Here is a 21134-nt window from a genome sequence, read left to right as displayed (position 1 = left end):
GCAGATGGACCGGATATTTATTTTTTTATCTATAAAATCCACGTCCATCCGCATCATCTGCGTGCCGCTTCAAGGTCTTGGATGAATAAAGGCAAAAGGGGAATCCCTTCTGCCCGGATTGTCATGTCCATAAGACAACAAAAAAGGCAGAATCACACATGTGTTTTATGAAATTAGGCAGAATCGCCCCTACGAAAAAGAAAGTTTTCTCCTTGGAAGGCTTGCCTATTATCTTTTTTTGCTACATTTGCGCCGTGAAAGAATACGCTACTTCCCGAGTAGCTTAATCCCTTACCCAGCCCCGGATACCGGTTTGTACACGCTCCCGAAACAGGCCCGGTTCACCGCCGACAGACGCTCCAAGGAAAAGCTCTTCAAATAGATCTGGGTGGTCTTGATAGACGTGTGCCCCAGCAACTCGCTGATCACGTCGATCGGTACCTCCTGTTCCCGCAAGGTCGTGGCGAACGAGTGGCGGATCGTGTAAGAGGTGACCGGCTCGTCCACGCCGCAAGTCTCCGCCAACAACCTCAAGTCGCGGTTGAAACGGTACAGGGCCTTGTTGTATTCCACGTAGGCCTCCTCGCCCGTTTTCTTCCCGCTCAGGAATGGGAACAGGTAAGGTGACCCCTTGTCCGTGCAAGCCGCCAGCTCGTCCAACAGGTGACGTACCTCGGCGGGGATCTCCAACCGGATGAGGGACCCGCTCTTCTGTCGGTGGTACGACAAGACCCCGCCCTTGATGTTCTCTTTCCTCAAATGGGCGAAATCCACGAACGCCATACCGCTGAACGCGAACATCAGGCTAAAGGCCAGCCGGGTTCTCCGCATCTCCGGCTCAACCTCCGCGGTCCCCATCAACGAGCGCAAACTTCCCGAAGGCAACGCCCTCTTACGCTTGCTCTCCACGCCCGTGAATATCCCCTTGAACAAAAGAGGGATATAGGGAGCCTCGCCCGCCTCCACCGCCAAGTTGTAGATGTGACGGATCCGGCGCATATAGGTCGACACCGTATTCATGGAACATCCCCTGTCCAACAACCAGGACTGGTAACGCGAGAGCGTGTCCCTGTTAATATGAGAGTAAGGTATCCTCTCCTTGCCGCAAAACCTCCGGAACGAGTTCAACGCATCTTGATAACTCTTCGCCGTGGAATAATAACCACCCGCACGTAGCTTAGATATATACGCCAACATGCCTTCCATAAAACTTTTCTTATTCATAATCTTTTGTCGTAAGTACATCAAAAAAAGCACTATCTTTGGCTTTTGACAACTTTCCACCCCGTTATATGGTTATTTGATAAATAAATGAGTATGGAGAATCGTTTTTTAGGACTCATAGAGAATAGCATCAAGGAACATTGGGATCTCCCGGCGTTCTCCGATTATAATGGACATACCTTCCATTACAAAGATGTAGCTCGTCGGATCGAGAAATTTCATATTATCCTAGAGCATGCCGGTATCAAAAAGGGGGATAAGGTGGCTTTAGTTGGACGGAACTCCTCCAACTGGGCGATCTGTTTCTTCGGGATCTTGGCTTATGGAGCCGTGGCCGTGCCTATCTTGCATGAATTCAAACCGGACAATATACATCATATCGTAAATCATTCCGAGGCAAAGGCAGTCCTTGCCGCTTCCAGCAATTGGGAGAATATGAATGAACGCATGATGCCCGACGTGAAACTGTTCATGATGCTGGATAATTTCTCGATCATTCACAGCAGAAGCAAAGAAGTCGGGGTAGTAAGAGAGCGGATCAATGAATATTTCGGTAAAAAGTACCCTCGTTCATTCACATCGAACGACGTTCGGTATCACGTGGAAAAGCCGGAAGAATTAGCGGTACTTAATTACACTTCCGGAACCACCAGTTTCTCGAAAGGGGTTATGATCCCCTACCGGAGCTTATGGAGTAACACCCAATTCGCTTACGATAATTTGCCGTTCATCCATCCGGGCGATAATATCGTATGTATGCTTCCGATGGCCCATATGTACGGATTGGCTTTCGAGGTGTTGAATTCCGTGAATAAGGGCTGTCATGTACACTTCCTCACGCGTACCCCCAGCCCGAAAATCATAGCGGAAGCTTTCACGACGATCAAGCCGGCGCTGATCCTGGCCGTTCCTCTGATTATCGAGAAAATCATCAAGAACAAGGTATTCCCCGAACTGGAGAAGCCTTTGATTAAATTGCTCTTGAAAGTTCCCTATATAGATCAGAAAGTACTGGATACCATTTCCGCTAAGTTGACGGCGTCTTTCGGCGGGAACTTCGGGGAGATCGTTGTCGGAGGAGCTGCCATCAATAAAGAGGTGGAGACGTTTCTTCATTCCATCCATTTCCGCTATACCGTAGGCTACGGAATGACCGAATGTGGGCCACTAATCTCCTATGCGCAATGGGATGCGTTTAAACCCGGATCCGTAGGACGTATCGTCGACCGTATGGAGGTCCGCATCGATTCTGAGGACCCGGAAAACAGGGTGGGAGAAATATGGGTGAAGGGTATGAACGTGATGCTCGGTTATTACAAGAATCCGGAGGCCACGAAAGCCGTCATGATGCCTGACGGATGGATGCGTACCGGCGATCTGGGGACCCTCGATACAGATGGATTTTTATACATCCGCGGCCGTAGCAAAACCATGATCCTAGGTCCTAACGGACAAAATATCTATCCGGAAGAGATCGAGGATCGCTTGAATAATATGCTATATGTGGCCGAATCGCTCATCATCTCTCAAGGCGGTAAACTGGTCGCCCTCATCTACCCCGATTGGGAGCAAGTGGACAAGGCCGGCATGCAACATTCCGAAATCGAGAAGCTAATGCAAGCCAACATTGACCAAGTAAACGAGGAGATGCCGAATTACAGTAAAATCACTTGTTTCAAGCTGTATCAAGAAGAATTCGAGAAAACACCGAAAAGAAGCATCAAGAGATATTTATACCAACCGGCTGAATAAAAAAAGAGGCCGTCTTTTGTGAAAGACGGCTTCTTTTATGTAAAGTAAATTTTATCCTTGACGAAAATCTTTTAAAACTTTTTGTAATTCTTGCCGAGCGAAAAAGATACGGCTCTTAACCGTTCCCAGAGGGACATCCAGTTTATCAGCGATCTCATTGTACTTATAGCCGCTCAGAAACATTGAGAATGGGACCTTCAACTCATTGCTCAAGCCGTCGATTGCTTTCGTGATCTCTTGAATTTGATAAGCGCCGTCCGGGGAATCAAAACCGGAATCGTTCATGACATCCAAGTTGTACAAGTCGACACCCTGGTCTATGATAGTTTGCGTACGAACGATCTTGTGATAATTGTTAATGAAAATGTTACGCATTACCGTCAAGACCCAGCCCTTAAAATTGATATTGTCTACAAATTTTTCTTGATTGTCCAAAACCTTCAGCGTTGTGTCCTGCATCAGATCTTGGGCATCATCCCTGTTCGCTGTGAGCATAAGCGCAAAATTCATCATGTTTTCTTGCATGCTCAATAATTTTTTCTGAAATTGCAACGCATTCATATCTTTGCCAGTTAAATAAAGTTTAATACCGTATGAGTATTACCCTTCAAACATTGAAGGATGCAACAAATATATGAATTAAAAATGGAGATATACAGTTCTTTGATAAATATTAATATTAAAAATCGTAACTTAATACTTTTATTGTAAATCTTACTGAAAATGAGTATTATTTACAAGTTGTGCAAGTTATAAAAATTAATATTTACAACAAGCTGATCACATTTTTCAACTAATTATTAAAAACAAATATAATACAAACAACATGAAACGTTTATCAACAATATTAACAGCTATCGTACTCATTCTTGCGATCTCTCTTCAATCAGAGGCTAAAGAGAAGTCCTTAATATATACGATTGATATAAAAAAAGAGATCGACAACACCACCTGGATTTACCTCCATAACGGATTATCAGAGGCCAAGCGATTGAACGCCGGTGCCATTTTATTGCATATGAACACATACGGCGGATTATTAGAATCTGCCGATTCTATGCGAACGGCTATTTTATATAGTCCTATACCGGTATATGTATTTATCGATAATAACGCAGCTTCAGCAGGTGCTTTAATTTCCATAGCATGCAAGAAGATCTATATGCGGAAAGGGGCGAATATAGGAGCGGCAACGGTTGTCAACCAAACGGGTACGGCTCTACCTGATAAATATCAATCTTATATGCGTTCCCTGATCCGTTCGACGGCTGAGGCGCAAGGTAAAGATACGCTTATACAAAACGGCGACACGATCTATACATGGAAAAGAGATCCTTTAATCGCCGAAGCGATGGTCGACGACAGAGTGATCGTCCCCAACCTTGTGGATAGCGGTAAGGTATTGACACTTACCTCTCAAGAAGCGATCAAATGGGGTTATTGCGATGGTATAGCCGAAAGTCCTGAACAAGTAATCACGGAATATATCGGATATAAGGACTATGAGATTAAACGTTATGAACCCTCATGGTTCGATAATGTAAAAGGGTTCTTCATGAGTCCCGTAATACAGGGTTTACTAATCATTATTATCATCGGTGGCATTTACTTCGAGATGCAAACTCCGGGGCTTGGTTTTCCATCCGCCGCCGCGGTAATAGCGGCTATCCTTTACTTCGCACCGCTCTATATGGACGGATTGGCTGAGAACTGGGAGATCCTGCTATTCATTCTCGGTGTTCTGTTGATACTGTTGGAAGTATTCGTGATCCCGGGCTTCGGCATGGCGGGAATAAGTGGAATTATCCTCGTGGTCGGCGGACTTACGATAAGCTTACTGAACAATATTGTTTTTGATTTTCAAAACGTATCTGGAATGGATACGGGCAGAGCCGCTTTGACGGTTCTAATAGGGCTGGGGATCGGATTCACGCTCGTGATATGGCTATCCAACAAAATAGGACAGAAAGGGCCGCTACAGAAAATGGCATTAAACACTGATTTGGGAAAAGCGGTATCCAGCCCCAATTTGACACAACTGATCGGAAAAGAGGGCAAGGCCGCCACCGTTTTACGTCCTTCGGGTAAGGTATCTATCGAGGGAAAGTTGTACGACGGCATATCGGAGTCCGGTTTCATCGAGAAAGGGACTTCTGTTAAAGTCGTCAGGTCCGAGAACGCGCAAGTCTATGTAATCAACCCATAAACGAATCTACGCGATTCGTTTATAGGCGATGCATTTATCGATCACGACATATTCCATCGCTCCCATAGCCATCAAATCGCTTAGGATGTTACGAGCCGAGTAATAATTGATACGAGCGATACGGCAAAACTGCTTTACGCGGATATACGGATGCTCGTCGAGCCAAGAAAACAGGATCTCGACGGGCTTGCTTATTTTCAGTAATGTCCCCTCTTTGATTTTCTGCTTCTTCCATGCTTGCATGAGGACTTCGTTCGCCAATATATTCTCGTCCGCGACCCGGATATAGGCCTTGTATTTACCGTCTTTATCAGGTGCCGTATGCGGTTTCTCATCGCTTGGGGCGATATAGACTTCCAATACGGTCTTCCCGTTGACATCCCAGCGCTTAGCCGTAAACGGCACCTCGGGATGCGTATATATTTTAGAGGCAGCCTCGATCATATAATACTCTTCCTCACTTCTCACACCGGAAATAGCGCCGTTATCCTTCACTCCAATCAGCAGACGCCCGCCATCTGTATTCGCAAACGCACTCAACGTCCGGGCGATCTTCTTGCTGTCGCTCACCTCAAACTTGAAATCAAGTTGTTGATGCTCCCCTTGCTCTATAAGCGCTTCAATCGGATGTTTCTTCTTCATTTTGGCCTCTGTTTAGGGACGCAAAATTAAAATAAATACCTAACTTTGGCAACCGAAAAAACAATATACGATGTCTCAGATACCTGCGCTAATATCAGATCTTGCGGTCATACTCATATCCGCCGGGTTGGTTACCCTGTTATTCAAAAAGTTAAGACAACCGGTCGTATTGGGGTATATCGTAGCCGGAATACTCGCAGGGCCTTCCATCGAGCAAATACCGACAGTTACAGACGTGGAAAGTATCCGCATCTGGGCAGATATAGGCGTTATCTTCCTATTATTCGCTTTAGGACTCGATTTCAGTTTCAAGAAGCTGATGAAGGTGGGAGGAACCGCTGTCATTGGAGCCATAACCGTTGTTATAGGTATGATGACAGCGGGATACATCACGGGGTTATCACTGGGATGGGGGCCTATGAACAGCCTTTTCCTCGGAGGTATGTTATCGATGTCTTCCACGACGATCATCTTCAAGGCATTCGACGACATGGGATTGCGTAACCAGCGATTCACCGGTGTCGTATTCGGTATCTTGGTGGTAGAGGATCTGTTCGCCGTATTATTGATGGTGCTGCTTTCTACCGTAGCGGTAAGTAAACACGTGAAAGGCATGGAGATGCTGGATAGCGTGATCCAATTAGGCATTTTCCTTCTATTTTGTTTCGTCGTCGGGATCTACTTGATCCCCTCTTTTCTGAAAAAGGCAAAAAGCTTCCTGAATGAGGAGACCCTGTTGATCGTGAGCATCGGGCTATGCCTTGGTATGGTTATGATCGCCACAAAAGCCGGGTTCTCATCGGCTCTCGGAGCTTTTGTCATGGGCTCGATTTTGGCAGAGACTATTGACGCTGAACGGATCGAGCATTTGGTAAAGCCCGTAAAAGACTTATTTGGAGCGATTTTCTTCGTCTCTGTGGGTATGTTAATCGATCCTCAGATGCTCTGGGCGTATAAAATCCCGATTTTCATTATCACGCTCGTAGTCATGGCCGGACAGATTTGTTTCGCCAGCTTCGGGGTATTACTGTCGGGGCAACCGATAAAAATAGCCATCCAGTCCGGTTTCTCGTTAGCGCAGATCGGAGAATTCGCCTTCATCATCGCAGGCCTGGGATTGTCATTAAGCGTGACGGATCAATATCTGTATCCAATCGTTGTCGCCGTATCCGTGATCACTACATTCTTCACACCTTATATGATCCGGCTAGCGGAACCGGCCTGCAAATGGGCAGAAGGGATCATACCGGAGAATTGGAAACAGTTCTTGGAACGGTATTCATCCGGTTCCAATACGATCCGCCAGAAAAGTGCGTGGAATAAGTTACTAAAAGCCTTGATCCGCATCGTCGGTACTTATACCGTCGTCTGCCTGGCACTTATCTTTTTATGGCTACAAATCGTGACTCCGTTCATCTGCGAACATTTGCCCGGCATCCGAGGAAATCTAATCTCCCTGATCTTAATCCTAGCTCTGATCTCCCCGATGTTGCGGGCGATCATGATGAAAAAGAATCATTCCGCGGAGTTCCAGCAATTATGGAACGACAATAAGTATAACCGGGGTCCCCTCGTCTCGCTCGTAGTCCTCAGGATCTTGCTCTGTATCGGTCTCGTCATGCTTCCTGCCGCACGGTTATTGGATACCGCGTTAGGTATTATACTGGCGGTCGCTTCCGCTGTCATCGTATTAATGATATTCTCCAAACGGCTAAAGAGGCAGTCGATCTTGATGGAACGGCATTTTTTCAGCAACCTTGTAGCGCGGGAAGTGGAACAAGAGCGAAAAGCCCCGATCAACCAGCGTTTCGCGAACCACTTATTGGAACGAGATCTCCATCTAGCGGATTTCGAGGTGAAGCAGAACTCCCCCAGTATGGGAAAAAGCCTGAAAGAGTTAAACTTCAGGCAAAAGTGCAACGTAAATATCGTAACGATTATCCGGGGAGAGAAGCGAATCAATATACCGGGAGGAGACGAGCGGCTCTATCCGTTCGATAAATTGGTAGTAGTCGGTGCGGATGATGATCTGGAGCACTTTAGGAAATATCTGGAGGAGCGCTACAAGAAATCATACGCCGAGCAATCGAACACGAGAGAGGAAGAGATGAACATGGAGCAGATCATTATCTCGGAAGGTTCCCGATTGATCGGCCGTTCCATCATAGAGTCCGGTATCCGTGATAAATCCGCTTGTCTGGTTATCGGTATCGAACGCGGGAGCAGCTCGATCAAGAATCCACCTCCCGGTACGGTTTTCGAGGAAGGTGATATTGTATGGATCGTGGGCGAACGGGATAAGTTGATCCAGTTAAGTGATGGAAAAGTGGTAACTAGTTAACAAAACGATAGAGAATGATGAAGTTTATAGGAATTATTCCGGCGAGATACGCCTCTACCCGCTTCCCGGGAAAGCCATTAGCGGATATGAACGGAAAGCCCATGATACAACGCGTATATGAGCGAGTAAAGGATGTTTTAGACTCCGTTTGCGTAGCTACCGACGATATCCGTATAGAGAATGCGGTTAAAGTCTTCGGCGGCCAAGTCGTCATGACCTCCGATCAACATCGCAGCGGTACGGATCGTTGCTACGAGGCTTATCGGAAAATAGGCGAAGGGTATGACGTGATTGTCAATATCCAAGGCGACGAGCCCTTTATCCATCCCGAGCAAATCCAGACGATCAAAACCTGCTTCACCGACGCGAACACGCAAATAGCGACATTGGTAAAGCCTTTTCATGCGGACGATGATTTCGAGAGTACCCTATTCAACCCCAATTCCCCGAAAGTCGTACTCAACAAAAACAACGAGGCCCTGTATTTCAGTCGATCTGTCATTCCTTATATCCGGGGTAAGAACTATACGGAATGGCTGCCGAGCCATACCTTTTACAAACATATCGGGTTATATGCCTATCGCGCGCAAGTGCTAAAAGAAATCACCCAATTACCTCAATCCGCTTTAGAACTTGCGGAAAGCCTTGAGCAGCTACGCTGGTTGGAAAACGGATATAAAATCAAGGTCGGCATCACCGAGCAAGAAACGATCGGTATAGATACACCGGAGGACATGAAGAAGGCCTTGGCCCTCCTCGCCAACCGTTGATCACACGCGATTATTTAATATAGTCCGAATAGTACCAATAGGTGGAGGAATAACGCTCTCGTAATTCCTCCTTCGCTTTTCTGCTCGATTTACGGCGAAGGTAATTTTGGTAATCCTCGATCACATCCTGAGGTATCTGATAACCGGCGATCTCCTCTTCCGGGCTTTTCGATAAGATTTGTACCAAAGCCTCCTCGTATAAACGGGGTACAGACTCATATTTTCCTTTGTAATAGGTATCGAACGCATTCTTAAAACCATCCAAATTCTCGTCCAGTAGATAATGGCACAACAAATAATCCAATGCCTGTTTATTTTCCGGATGCTCCTCCACCAAATTCGACAGTACGCCCGGATAATCCGATATGGACAATAGGATGTCGTGCTCTCGTTCCCAATCACTCTTCCTCGGCAAACGTTTCTTCATCGACAAGGTTTCCTCCCCCTTCAGCAATTTCTCCTTCGACCTTGCCCATGATTGGTAAAACAACGTCGCGCCCAATAGGTTCAGGTATTTTCTAGCCTCCTCTACATCCCCTCGCCGCATACCAATCTCCGCCAACCGCTTGATCTGCCGTACGCTTCTTTGTTTAGGGCTGAACAGGATCCCTTCGATCGCACGATGACGGGCCATATCCATATCTCCCAATTGATAATACACCTCATTACTGAAAAACACGGGAAGTATAGAAGATTTCAAATCGATCGGTAAGAACAAGGCGTCCGACCCTCGTTGATAATAATCCATCAAATTCTGGGGCAACTCGTTCTTCTGGGAGAAGGCGATATTCCTATAATAACTTATCAGGATATCCGGAGAATCAAATCCGGCAGACAAATCCAAGACTCGCTCCCAATCCCCCCTATAGACTGCTTGGTCTACTGCCAGCTGCCTCTCCTGCCTCAGGTTCGTACCCGCTATAACAAATGAAAAGACTCCACATACGACCAAGAAGGTAATAAGCAAGCTATGCCGGTTTAAGCGCACCCTACGTATACTGTTAATCCCCAGAGCGAATATCTCCAAGATCAACACCGTGGCGGGAAAATATACGCTCAAGCCATCCTCATGGGAATATTTATAAGCCTCCTCAACGCTCAATCCATAAAAATGACGCATGAACAACGGATATAAATAACTCGATAACAAAAGAGAAAACCAGAACCACCACCGTTTCCTGTTCTTGGCTCCCTCGTAGAATATCACCATCAAGGAAAAAATAAACAGCCGGCTACCAACCATGCTATAAATTATGGGAAGAAGTATAAAAGCCACCCAAACAGATATCCGCTCACTCTTGATCCGGATGTATTCCAAGAAGAGCCATAACACGAAAATCAACGTAAGCGTAGACGCTATACTATACGACAACCGGCAAATCAATCCCCACTCTAACGCTACCGGGAACAACGCATATATGGAGACCATATTACCTCCTCCGAACTTGCGTAGAACTCGCATAGAGAAGTACCATAGAAGCAATAACACGCATGTCACGATCAACGGACCTATCACCGTCAAATGGAAGAACTGTATCAAGAAGTTTCCCACATAACAGCTCAACCAAGCCGGCTCATCCCAGAACGAGATAAAATAATCGATGGTATACAAAAAAATCCTCATCTGCTCTTTGAAGAACAAATGGTTTGGGTAAATCCATTGAAAAAAAGCAAAGCATACTACAAAGAATATTCCCGCTATTACCCACTGAAGCGATCGTTCATTTTTTTCCATTGACAAAATCTCTTATTTATAACCTTCCTATTTTCTCAATATAGAAAAAATCGATTTCCTCATCAATCTTTTGAGTACAGAACAATGCTAACGGACAAAAAGTTTTGAATAAACACAAAAAAAAGTCCCTTCATCTGCCAATAAGCAGATAAAGAGACCTTTTTCAAGGATAACAATTACTATTATTATCCTATCGCTTTTTCCTCGCCTCTTGTTGTTTACGCAATGCCTCCTGCTGTGCGCGTTGAGCCTCCTCCAGACGTTTCATGAAACCGGATTTCTTCATCGGCTTACGTTTGTTCGCCTCCAACTTAGCCAACAATTTTTCCTCATCGATGGTATAGCGGAAAAACAAAGTCTGCACGATCGTGATCAACGTGGAGATGAAATAGTAATACGTCAAACCGGAAGCATACTGGTTGAAGAATACCAAGAACATCAACGGCATCATGTACATCATGGCCTTCATGCCCGGCATCTGCTGCTGCCCGGTATTCGTCATCTCCATATTATACTTGGTATAAAAAATATTCGTGATCGTCATCAATAAACAGAACAAGCTGATGTGATTCCCGAAATACGGAGTGATGATCGGAATGTATTGATCCCAACTAAAGATAGCGTCGTAAGTAGACAAGTCGTGCGCCCAAAGGAAACTTTGGTGACGTAACTCGATCGCCGACGGGAAGAACATGAATAAAGCGATCAAGATCGGCATCTGCAGCAACATCGGCAAGCAACCGCTCATCGGGCTCGCCCCCGCACGGCTATATAGCTCCATCGTCGCTTTCTGCCGTTCCATAGCCTTATCCTGTCCGGGATACTTAGCGTTGATCTCCTCTACTTGCGGACGTAATACACGCATCTTAGCGGACGAGATATAAGACTTATATGTCAACGGGAAAAGGATGGTCTTCACGATGATAGTCATCAAAAGGATCAAGATACCGTAATTATGGATAAACTTACCCAAGAAGTCGAACAAAGGGATCACGAAATATTGGTTCACCCAACGGAAGATACCCCAACCCAGCGGAACCAACTTCTCCAGATCCAGTCGCTGCTCGGCAACGACTCCTTTATCGAAGGACTTCAACAAGGCGAACTTATTCGGCCCGAAATAAAAGGAGAGGTTCGTTGCCTCCTTGCCCTGCAAGTCGAAAGGTACGGAAGTGGTCGTCTTGAATTGTTTCAATATATTCCCCTCCGGAATCGCTTTCGAGTCTAAGGCAGTCGCCTCAAAGCCCTCTCGCGAGATCAATACGGTAGAGAAGAACATATCCTTATAGCCGATCCATTTCAAGCGGTTCGGGATCTGCTTGCTGTCACTCTTCGACTCGCTCAAGTGCTCCACGTCGTCCGCCAAGAACTTGTAGCTCAAGGTCACGTAACGATCCTCAAACTTACGCCCTTTTTCCTGTTGGCGGATATCCTGCTCCCACAATAAGTCCAAGGTATTCGTGCTCGGGGCCAAGACTCCGTTCAGTCCCGTACCCAGAATCTGGTATTGCACCATATAATCATCCGGTCTCAGGGTATAGGTAAAATCCAGATGACTACCCTCGCCGATGTTCAAGCGCATGATCACGGAATTCGGATCATTACCTTTAACCGGGGTAAAATACAAATCGCTCGTATTCACGACGCGGTTCGTAGCCGTGACCAACGTGAAATTAAAATTAGACGCTTTCTCATCAAACAAAACGAGAGGCTCGTCATTATAGGCATCATACTCCTTCAGGCGTGCGTAACAAATACGCCCGCCCTTATTGCTGATACGAAGCTCAACCACGTCATTTTGCAGGGTCGTGTAATCTTCCGTGCCCACCATAGCGTCGCCGAATACACCGAAGCTCTGCTGCAAACGCCGCACCCGCACCGAGTCCGGCAGGTTCTCCAACGAATCCTCTACTAAAGCATTCCTGTTCTTTTGTTTCTGCAATTCCAATTGCCGGGCATACTCAATCTTCGCGATTGAATCTTGGTAACGACGTTGCGCCTCCAACTGCTCAGGCGTTGGCCGGTTGAACCAGCTAAACGTAAACAACACGACACCGATCAGCAGAAAACCTATTAATGTATTTTTATCCATTTATCACCAATTATTTTTTATTTTCGATAGCTGCTTTCACGAAGCAAAGGAAAAGGGGATTCGGATTCACCACGGTACTATTGTACTCCGGATGATATTGAACGCCCACGAACCATTTCAAGGCGGGGATCTCTACCACCTCTACCAGATTTGTCTCCGGATTCTCACCCGTACACATCATACCGGCAGCCTCGTATTGCTTCTTATACTCGTTGTTGAACTCGAAACGATGACGATGACGCTCTTGGATATGCTCCTTGCCATACGCCTCTAATACCTTGGAGCCCTTTTTCAGCGTACAATCGTAAGCACCCAGACGCATGGATCCCCCCATATTGGTAACGTTCTTCTGCTCTTCCATCAAGTCGATCACCTTATGGGTCGTATTCGGCTCCATTTCCGTAGAGTTGGCATCCGTCAAACCTAATACGTCACGGGCGAACTCGATCACCATGCACTGCATACCCAAGCAGATGCCCAAGCAAGGGACATCATGCTCACGAGCGTATTTGATAGCGGCAAACTTGCCCTCGATACCTCTCTGCCCGAATCCGGGGGCGATCAAGATACCGTCCATATCCTTCAGTCGCTCGGCTGCGTTCCCGTCATTCAATTTCTCGGAATGGAACAAATGCAAATCCAGTTTATGATGGTTGTAAATAGCGGCTTGCAACAAAGACTCGTCGATCGACTTATAAGCGTCTTGCAATTCCACGTATTTACCGACCAAACCAATCTTCACCGTATCCGTAGCCGTGCTCTTCAAGGCCAGGAATTCCTTCCAAGGCCTCAACTCCGGAGTCGGCCCGACTTCCATACCGACCTTACGCAAGACCACCTCGTCCATCTTCTGACGTTGCAATACCAAAGGAACCTCGTAGATCGTCGGCACGTCGATCGACTGGATCACGGAATCCTCGGCCACGTTACAGAACAACGCCACCTTGCGTAACAAATTCGCGTTCAACTCATGCTCCGTACGTAATACCAACACATCCGGCTGGATACCTAACTCCTGCAATTGCTTCACGGAATGTTGCGTAGGCTTCGTCTTATACTCTTTCGCCGCGGCGATATAAGGCACGTAAGTAAGATGCACGCAAAGGCAGTTCTTACCCAGCTCCCATTTCAACTGGCGAACGCTCTCAATGAAAGGCAGAGACTCGATATCACCCACCGTACCACCGATCTCGGTGATCACGAAATCAAATTTATACTTGCTACCCAATAATTTCACGTTACGCTTGATCTCATCCGTGATATGAGGCACCACCTGTACCGTCTTGCCCAGATAATCCCCCCTACGCTCCTTGTTGATCACGCTTTGATAGATACGTCCGGTAGTGATATTATTCGCACGGGTAGTCTGGACATTCAGGAAACGCTCATAATGGCCCAAGTCCAAGTCAGCCTCATGTCCATCGACAGTCACGTAACATTCCCCATGCTCATAAGGGTTCAACGTACCCGGGTCGATGTTGATGTAAGGATCAAATTTTTGGATGGTAACCTTGTAACCTCTTGCTTGAAGGAGCTTACCTAAAGAAGCGGAAATAATACCCTTACCCAGGGAAGAGACCACGCCGCCTGTAACGAAAATGTACTTTGTATCTGCCACGATAGTAATATTTTAGTTATCTTTTTAATTGCACACCTGCATTTCGAAATCGCAAAGTTAGCGATTTTCATCGAGACGTGCCAAATTTCATGTTTTTATTTCTTGCGGAAAGTCTCGCGAGAGACACCTCCGGTCTTCGTTTCTTTACCTCGGTGATCGTAACTTTTACCCAGATAAATATCGAATTGTATGTCGTATATTATTCTTTTTAGCTAATTTTGCGACCACTACAACCAATAGATGTAAATAAGGTATTATGATGATGAAGAGGCATGGTGTGTATGCGCTATTATTACTTTCACTAATTGTCGGTTCTGCATACGGTCAAGAGAACCAACTAGTTACCAGAACGATAATTCAACGTCCCGCACAGCAGGTCGCATTGGATGATACGATTCCTGCGATCAATCTTGACGAAGAGGAATTAGACAATATTGTAGACATTCGTAAGCAATTCGAGAAGCAAAACAAGACTTACTCGGCACCCTTGCCCCCCAGTACGAATTTACTGCGTTTTTTGAAAAAAGACGAACTGGAGATCTCGGACGAGGCAATGTATTGGGCCCGTCTGGTACGAGACGCCTCCACGGTTTTTGACAATACGATGACCTTCCGAGATACCGTGATCGTAAACCCTTTGTTCATGCCGATCGTTTTCCGGGGAGATTACCTACCCGAGAACTTGATATTCTACAACTTCGATTCATTGAAGGAGAAGACCCCCTATGATAACTTATACCAGACTGATTCCATTTTCAAAGATCTGAAGCGAAACAAACAGTTCGAGGAGATGGCTTACAAATATGTGCAGAACAATTACCCGACTTATTTCCGCTACTCCGAGAGGGATCTGCCCAATGAGGTGATCAAACCTAAATTCATCAAGAAGAATATTTATGAGGACTTGCCGATCAAGGTGGAGGCTGATGCCAATTTTGAGGATGTAGACGCTCCCGCCCGCTTTATCCCGGAGCGGAAATACTGGGTATCGGCCTTCGAGAGCGCCATCCAATTCTCCCAGAATTACGTTTCGGAGAACTGGTACAAGGGTGGAAGTAGCAACTTGAACCTGTTCACCAAGAACCATTTAAAATACGACTATAAGAAAGACAAGGTACAAGTAACGAACGAGCTGGAATTCAAAGCCAGCGTATACACGGCACCGAAGGATACCTTAAGGAACTATAAGATCGGTGACGACGTATTCCGTATACACAGCAACGTCGGTTACCAAGCGTTCAACAAATGGTATTATACGTTCGACGCTGAGTTCAAAACCCAATTCTTCACCAATTACAAAGAGAATGAACAGATCAAACAGGCCGCGTTCCTAGCCCCGTTCTCTATCAACCTCGGTCTCGGTATGAAATACGAGTTGGAAAAACGATTTACCGACAAGCATAAGAAGATTAAATTCAGCACCAACTTGGCGCCGATCTCCTACACGTATATGTACACGACGCAAGAGATCGATTATAGTCGTCACGGTTTCAAGAAAAATGAGGAAACCGGTGAGTTCAATAATAAGCTAAGCCAAATAGGTTCCACGATCCGAGCAGACCTCGCCTTCGATTTCAACCGAAACGTAAGCTGGCAGTCCCGTTTTTATTTCTTTACCACTTATGGCGATCATACCATCGGGGAGTTCGAGAACACCTTGACCCTGGCCATCAGTCGCTTTTTCTCCACACGTATCTATTTTCATCTTAGATACGACGATGGAGTGGAAAAAACGGGGGATAACAAGAGCTATTTCCAGCTTAATGAGCTGCTAAGTTTCGGTTTCAATTACAAATGGTAAGCAAGGTTTTAAGATTTCGAATAATAAACTTTGTTAATCGTGACATAGTTTCTAAATTATACGTACTTTTGCCCTGATTTTGCAATGTCGAGATTACAAATATGAGCGAAAGTATAAATCATACAGGATTTGTAGAGAAGATCGATGGTGACGCCGTCTTCGTCCGTATTACCCAACAATCCGCATGCTCGGGATGCCATGCGCAATCTATGTGCTCGGCATCCGAGAGAAAGGATAAGATCATCGAGATACCCGATCGGTCGGGGCGGTTCCACGTAAACGAGGAAGTGATGGTATGCGGACAAAACTCCATGGGGCTTCAGGCCGTGCTGCTGGCGTTTGTCATTCCTTTGGTGATAGTCGTGGGAGCTGTCGTGATCGGTACGGATCTACAATGGGATGAGACCACGAGCGGGTTAACCGGTTTATCGCTTTTGCTACCCTATTACTGTATATTATACTTAATGCGTGACAAACTGAAAAGACGATTTATATTTACTTTGAAAAAACTTAATTGATAATATATCATGATTTTAATTGCCGTTATTTCATTAGGAGCAATCGGGGCGGTCGGAGCGGTTTTCCTCTACGCCGCTTCCAAGAAATTTGAAGTCTATGAAGATCCTCGCATCGCGCAAGTACAGGAAGTCCTCCCTGGGGCCAACTGCGGAGGTTGCGGTTATCCGGGTTGCGCCGGATTCGCGGGCGCTTGCGTAAAAGCCGACTCATTAGACGGATTGCTCTGTCCCGTTGGCGGTGGCCCGGTTATGGCCAAGGTCGCTACGATACTGGGTAAAGAGGCGGGTACAGCCGACCCAATGGTGGCCGTTGTTCGTTGCAACGGTACGTGTCAGGCCCGCCCACGTACAAACTCTTACGATGGAACGAAAAGTTGCGCCATCGCCTCTACCCTTTACGGAGGCGAGACGAATTGTTCGTTCGGTTGCCTAGGTTATGGCGACTGCGTGAACGCCTGTGCTTTCGACGCGATCCACATCAACCCGGCCACGAGAATCGCCGAGGTGGACGAGGAAAAATGTACTTCCTGTGGTGCTTGCGTGAAGGCTTGCCCGAAGAGTATCATCGAGCTGAGAAAGAAAGGACCTAAATCACGCCGGGTTTACGTATCTTGCGTAAGTAAGGACAAGGGAGCCGCCGCTCGCAAGGCTTGTGCCAACGCTTGTATCGGCTGTGGCAAATGCGCCAAGGAATGTCCGTTCGAGGCGATCACCGTAACAAATAACGTAGCTTATATCGATTATACGAAGTGTCGTTTATGCCGCAAATGCGTGGCTGTATGTCCGACAGGAGCTATTCATGAGCTAAATTTCCCTCCTCGCAAGGAGGCCGCTCCCGCTCCGAAAGCTACAAGTGAAGAAAAAACAAATCTAAATTAAAATCTAATAGTATGCTAAGGACATTTCGAATCGGAGGTATACATCCCCCCGAGAATAAACTGTCTGCCGGTAAGAAAATTACGGCTCTCGCTACGCCTAAACAGGTGATTATCCCCCTTAGCCAGCATATCGGCGCCCCGGCGCAGGCCGTGGTGAAGAAAGGAGATCTGGTAAAGGTGGGTACATTGCTGGCCAAGGCGGGTGGTTTCGTATCAGCGAACATCCACTCTTCCGTATCCGGCAAAGTGAACAAGATAGATAACGCCCTCGACGCTAGCGGATACAAACGTCCCGCCATCTATATAGACGTGGAGGGTGATGAATGGGAAGAGACGATCGACCGCAGCGAGGCCTTAGTAAAGGAATGCTCGCTGTCTTCCAAGGAAATCGTGGATAAGATCGCCGCTTCCGGTATCGTCGGTCTGGGTGGAGCGACCTTCCCTACGCAGGTAAAATTGATGCCGCCTCCCGGAAACAAGGCAGAGATCGTAATCATCAACGCCGTGGAGTGTGAGCCTTATCTTACTTCTGACCATTCGTTGATGCTGGAGAAGGGCGAGCAAATCCTAGTCGGTGTCACGATCCTGATGAAAGCGGTCAACGTGAACAAGGCTGTGATCGGTATCGAGAACAACAAGCCGGACGCTATCGCCCATCTGCGAAAGCTAGCGGTAAACTATAAAGGTATAGAGATCATGCCGCTTAAGGTACAATATCCACAAGGAGGCGAGAAGCAATTGATCGACGCCGTTACGCAGCGTCAGGTAAAAAGTGGCGCGCTCCCTATCTCAGCGGGTGCCGTGGTACAGAACGTTGGAACCGCTTATGCCGTTTACGAGGCGGTACAAAAGAACAAACCGTTGTTCGAACGTGTGGTGACGATCACGGGTAAGGCGGTAGCTACCCCTTCCAATTTCTTGGTTCGTATGGGAACTCCGATCAGCTGCTTGATCGAGGCCGCAGGGGGCCTGCCCGAGAATACGGGTAAGATTATCGGTGGCGGACCGATGATGGGTAAAGCGTTGATCAGCGCCGAGGTGCCGGTTTGCAAAGGAAGCTCCGGCGTTTTATTACTGACGAAAGAGGAGTCTGTCCGCAAGCCGATCCGAGATTGTATCCGCTGCGCCAAATGCGTAGGTGTCTGCCCGATGGGATTAAACCCTACCCTATTGATGAGCGCCACGGAATTCCAGAATTGGGAATTGGCGGAGAAGAACTATATCACCGACTGCATCGAGTGCGGGTCTTGTAGTTACACCTGTCCGGCCAACCGCCCGTTGCTGGATCAGATCCGGTTGGGTAAAGGAAAAGTTATGGGTATTATCCGGTCTAGAAAGTCATAAAACAAGAGCAACATGGAAAATAATTTATACGTATCGCCCTCGCCCCACATCCATGGTGGCGACAGCATAAGCAAAAATATGTATGGTGTACTGATTGCCCTTATCCCGGCTTTCTTGGTATCCCTTTATTTCTTCGGTCTGGGAGCGTTGATCGTTACGGTCGTATCGGTTCTGTCCTGTATGATATTCGAGTATTTGATCCAGCGATTCTTAATGAAAAAGGAACCGACCCTTTGCGATGGCTCCGCTATCCTGACGGGTGTATTGCTGGCCTTCAACTTACCTTCCAACCTTCCGATCTGGATCATTATTACCGGAGCATTGGCGGCGATCGGCATCGGCAAGATGTCTTTCGGCGGATTAGGTAATAATATTTTCAACCCGGCCCTAGTCGGACGTGTATTCTTATTGATCTCCTTCCCGGCGCAGATGACGACTTGGCCGGTAGTAGATGCCTCGAACGTTTTCCCGATGACTTATACGGATGCCCAGACCGGCGCGACGGTACTGTCGTTGATGAACGAAGGCGTGACCGAGCTTCCGTCTTACGGGAATATGCTTGTAGGAGCTATGGGAGGTAGTCTCGGAGAAGTGAGTGCCGTAGCCTTGATCCTCGGTCTTTTATTCATGCTATGGAAAAAGATCATCACTTGGCAGATTCCGGTATCCATCTTGGCTACCGTATTCGTATTCACGGGCATCATGCACTTGGTGAATCCGGTACAATACGCCAGCCCGTTCGTTCATTTACTATCCGGAGGTTTGTTATTAGGCTCCATCTTTATGGCGACCGACTACGTAACCTCGCCGATGAGCAAGAACGGAATGCTTGTCTACGGCGTGGGAATCGGAATCCTTACCACGGTGATCCGTTTGTTCGGGTCTTACCCGGAAGGTATGTCGTTCGCCATCCTGATCATGAACGCATTTACTCCGCTAATCAACAGCTATATCAAACCTAAACATTTCGGAGGAAAGTAAGCATGGCAAAATTAAAATCAACATTACCCAATATGCTCCTTTCACTAACAGGCATTTGCTTGGTAGCAGGGGCGATCCTGGCCGGAGTGAACCAGTTCACCGCCGGCCCTATAGCGGTAGCCAAAGCGACTGCCTTGGAGGAAGCGATTAAAGCCGTTGCTCCCGAGTTCGACAACAAACCGACCGAGGATGTCTATATGGGCGTCACCTCCGATGGCGATTCCCTCAAGATCTATCCGGCCAAGAAAGGCGGACAAGTCGTTGGCGGAGCCGTAGAGAGTAACACGAAAAAAGGCTTTAGCGGCGAGATACGGGTTATCGTAGGTTTCGACATGGATGGCAAGATCTTGAACTATTCCGTATTGCAACACGCCGAGACTCCGGGCTTGGGAGCCAAGATGCAAGAATGGTTCCGTGCGGACAAGAACAAGCAAAGTATCTTGGGACGTACGATTCCGGACGGAGGCTTAAAAGTAACCAAAGAGGGTGGCGACGTGGACGCTATCACGGCAGCTACAATCTCCAGCCGTGCGTTCCTCGATGCCGTGAACCGTGCGTATAGCGCATTCGCCGGCGTAGACGGACTAACGAGCGCCACTTCAACCGACACAACAAATAAAAAGGGAGGACAGAACAATGAGTAATCTAAAAATATTGATGAATGGCATCATCACGGAGAACCCGACATTCGTATTACTGTTAGGTATGTGTCCGACCTTGGGAACGACCTCTTCAGCCATCAACGGCATGAGTATGGGACTGGCTACGATGTTCGTGTTGATTTGCTCGAATATCGTGATCTCCGCCTTGAAAAACGTAATCCCCGACTTGGTGCGTATCCCGGGATATATCGTTGTGATCGCGACGTTCGTAACCGTAGTGCAGATGTGCATGGAAGCGTTCGTCCCGGCTTTATACGCTAGCTTGGGATTATTTATCCCGTTGATCGTGGTAAACTGTATCGTTCTCGGACGCGCCGAGGCTTTCGGCGCGAAGAACGGAATCATCCCGTCGGCTCTTGATGGCATCGGAATGGGACTGGGTTTCACGATGGCTCTTACGCTGCTAGGCGCTTGCCGCGAGTTCTTGGGAACAGGTAAGTTATTCAACGTAACCTTGGTACCCGAGGAATACGGTTCGCTGATCTTCGTATTGGCTCCGGGAGCGTTTATCGCCTTGGGTTATTTGGTAGCAATAGTAAACAAACTGCGTAAAGCATAATAAACGGATCA

17 protein-coding genes are annotated in these 21134 nt (G+C 47.1%); 11 read left to right on the top strand and 6 right to left on the bottom strand.

Going from position 1 to position 21134, the window contains the following annotated elements:
* Window positions 1–291: 291 nt before the first annotated feature.
* The gene (locus G7Y39_RS08695; protein WP_165156972.1) at window positions 292–1224 is read right to left on the bottom strand and encodes a site-specific integrase; all 933 of its coding nucleotides are present in this window, start codon (window positions 1222–1224) and stop codon (window positions 292–294) included.
* Window positions 1225–1317: 93 nt separating this feature from the next.
* Between G7Y39_RS08695 and G7Y39_RS08690 the strand changes: the two genes are divergently transcribed.
* The gene (locus tag G7Y39_RS08690) at window positions 1318–2976 is read left to right on the top strand and encodes an AMP-binding protein (RefSeq protein WP_165156970.1); all 1659 of its coding nucleotides are present in this window, start codon (window positions 1318–1320) and stop codon (window positions 2974–2976) included.
* A 51-nt stretch (window positions 2977–3027) separates the two neighbouring features.
* On the opposite strand, the gene G7Y39_RS08685 is transcribed toward G7Y39_RS08690, so the two are convergent.
* Window positions 3028–3537, bottom strand: coding sequence for an RNA polymerase sigma factor (locus G7Y39_RS08685; protein WP_165156968.1), 510 nt, complete (start codon window positions 3535–3537; stop codon window positions 3028–3030).
* Between the two features lie 265 nt (window positions 3538–3802).
* Here G7Y39_RS08685 and G7Y39_RS08680 point away from each other — a divergent pair, with 265 nt between their 5' ends.
* Window positions 3803–5182, top strand: a complete 1380-nt coding sequence (locus tag G7Y39_RS08680) for a nodulation protein NfeD (protein ID WP_165156966.1) — start codon at window positions 3803–3805, stop codon at window positions 5180–5182.
* Window positions 5183–5188: 6 nt separating this feature from the next.
* On the opposite strand, the gene G7Y39_RS08675 is transcribed toward G7Y39_RS08680, so the two are convergent.
* Window positions 5189–5824, bottom strand: a complete 636-nt coding sequence (locus G7Y39_RS08675; RefSeq protein WP_165156964.1) for a helix-turn-helix domain-containing protein — start codon at window positions 5822–5824, stop codon at window positions 5189–5191.
* A gap of 70 nt (window positions 5825–5894) precedes the next feature.
* Between G7Y39_RS08675 and G7Y39_RS08670 the strand changes: the two genes are divergently transcribed.
* Both G7Y39_RS08670 and kdsB read left to right on the top strand, forming a co-directional pair.
* Entirely contained in the window at window positions 5895–8165 is a 2271-nt protein-coding gene (locus tag G7Y39_RS08670) for a cation:proton antiporter (RefSeq protein WP_165156962.1), read from the top strand.
* A 17-nt stretch (window positions 8166–8182) separates the two neighbouring features.
* Window positions 8183–8935 (top strand): 3-deoxy-manno-octulosonate cytidylyltransferase, encoded by a 753-nt coding sequence (gene kdsB, locus G7Y39_RS08665; RefSeq protein WP_165156990.1) that lies wholly within the window; start codon window positions 8183–8185, stop codon window positions 8933–8935.
* Window positions 8936–8945: 10 nt separating this feature from the next.
* On the opposite strand, the gene G7Y39_RS08660 is transcribed toward kdsB, so the two are convergent.
* The 3 genes from G7Y39_RS08660 to G7Y39_RS08650 form a co-directional block, all read right to left on the bottom strand.
* Complete coding sequence (locus G7Y39_RS08660) at window positions 8946–10670, bottom strand: DUF6057 family protein (protein WP_165156960.1); 1725 nt, start codon at window positions 10668–10670, stop codon at window positions 8946–8948.
* A 190-nt stretch (window positions 10671–10860) separates the two neighbouring features.
* The gene (yidC, locus tag G7Y39_RS08655) at window positions 10861–12762 is read right to left on the bottom strand and encodes a membrane protein insertase YidC (protein ID WP_165156958.1); all 1902 of its coding nucleotides are present in this window, start codon (window positions 12760–12762) and stop codon (window positions 10861–10863) included.
* A gap of 10 nt (window positions 12763–12772) precedes the next feature.
* Window positions 12773–14380, bottom strand: a complete 1608-nt coding sequence (locus tag G7Y39_RS08650; RefSeq protein ID WP_165156956.1) for a CTP synthase — start codon at window positions 14378–14380, stop codon at window positions 12773–12775.
* Window positions 14381–14636: 256 nt separating this feature from the next.
* On the opposite strand from G7Y39_RS08650, the gene G7Y39_RS08645 reads away from it, so the two are divergent.
* The 7 genes from G7Y39_RS08645 to G7Y39_RS08615 all read left to right on the top strand — a co-directional run bounded on the left by G7Y39_RS08645 (window position 14637) and on the right by G7Y39_RS08615 (window position 21123).
* On the top strand, window positions 14637–16181 hold the full coding sequence (locus G7Y39_RS08645) for a DUF3078 domain-containing protein (protein ID WP_165156954.1): 1545 nt from the start codon (window positions 14637–14639) through the stop codon (window positions 16179–16181).
* 101 nt (window positions 16182–16282) lie between these two features.
* Window positions 16283–16699, top strand: a complete 417-nt coding sequence (locus tag G7Y39_RS08640) for a SoxR reducing system RseC family protein (RefSeq protein WP_165156952.1) — start codon at window positions 16283–16285, stop codon at window positions 16697–16699.
* 9 nt (window positions 16700–16708) lie between these two features.
* Window positions 16709–17578 carry a Fe-S cluster domain-containing protein gene (locus G7Y39_RS08635; protein ID WP_165156950.1) on the top strand — a complete coding sequence of 290 codons (870 nt, stop codon included), beginning with the start codon at window positions 16709–16711 and terminating at the stop codon, window positions 17576–17578.
* 11 nt (window positions 17579–17589) lie between these two features.
* A complete protein-coding gene (rsxC, locus tag G7Y39_RS08630) occupies window positions 17590–18921 on the top strand; it encodes an electron transport complex subunit RsxC (RefSeq protein ID WP_165156948.1) in 1332 nt (443 codons plus the stop codon).
* 12 nt (window positions 18922–18933) lie between these two features.
* Window positions 18934–19902, top strand: a complete 969-nt coding sequence (locus tag G7Y39_RS08625) for an RnfABCDGE type electron transport complex subunit D (protein ID WP_165156946.1) — start codon at window positions 18934–18936, stop codon at window positions 19900–19902.
* 2 nt (window positions 19903–19904) lie between these two features.
* Entirely contained in the window at window positions 19905–20546 is a 642-nt protein-coding gene (locus G7Y39_RS08620; protein WP_165156944.1) for an RnfABCDGE type electron transport complex subunit G, read from the top strand.
* Window positions 20539–21123 (top strand): RnfABCDGE type electron transport complex subunit E, encoded by a 585-nt coding sequence (locus G7Y39_RS08615; protein ID WP_165156942.1) that lies wholly within the window; start codon window positions 20539–20541, stop codon window positions 21121–21123. The genes G7Y39_RS08620 and G7Y39_RS08615 overlap by 8 nt, the downstream gene beginning before the upstream one ends.
* The last annotated feature ends 11 nt before the right edge of the window (window positions 21124–21134 follow it).

Source organism: Parabacteroides sp. ZJ-118 (assembly GCF_011038785.1).
GTDB lineage: Bacteria > Bacteroidota > Bacteroidia > Bacteroidales > Tannerellaceae > Parabacteroides.
Note: the sequence above shows the minus strand (reverse complement) of the source record. Positions and strands in the feature narration are given on the sequence as shown.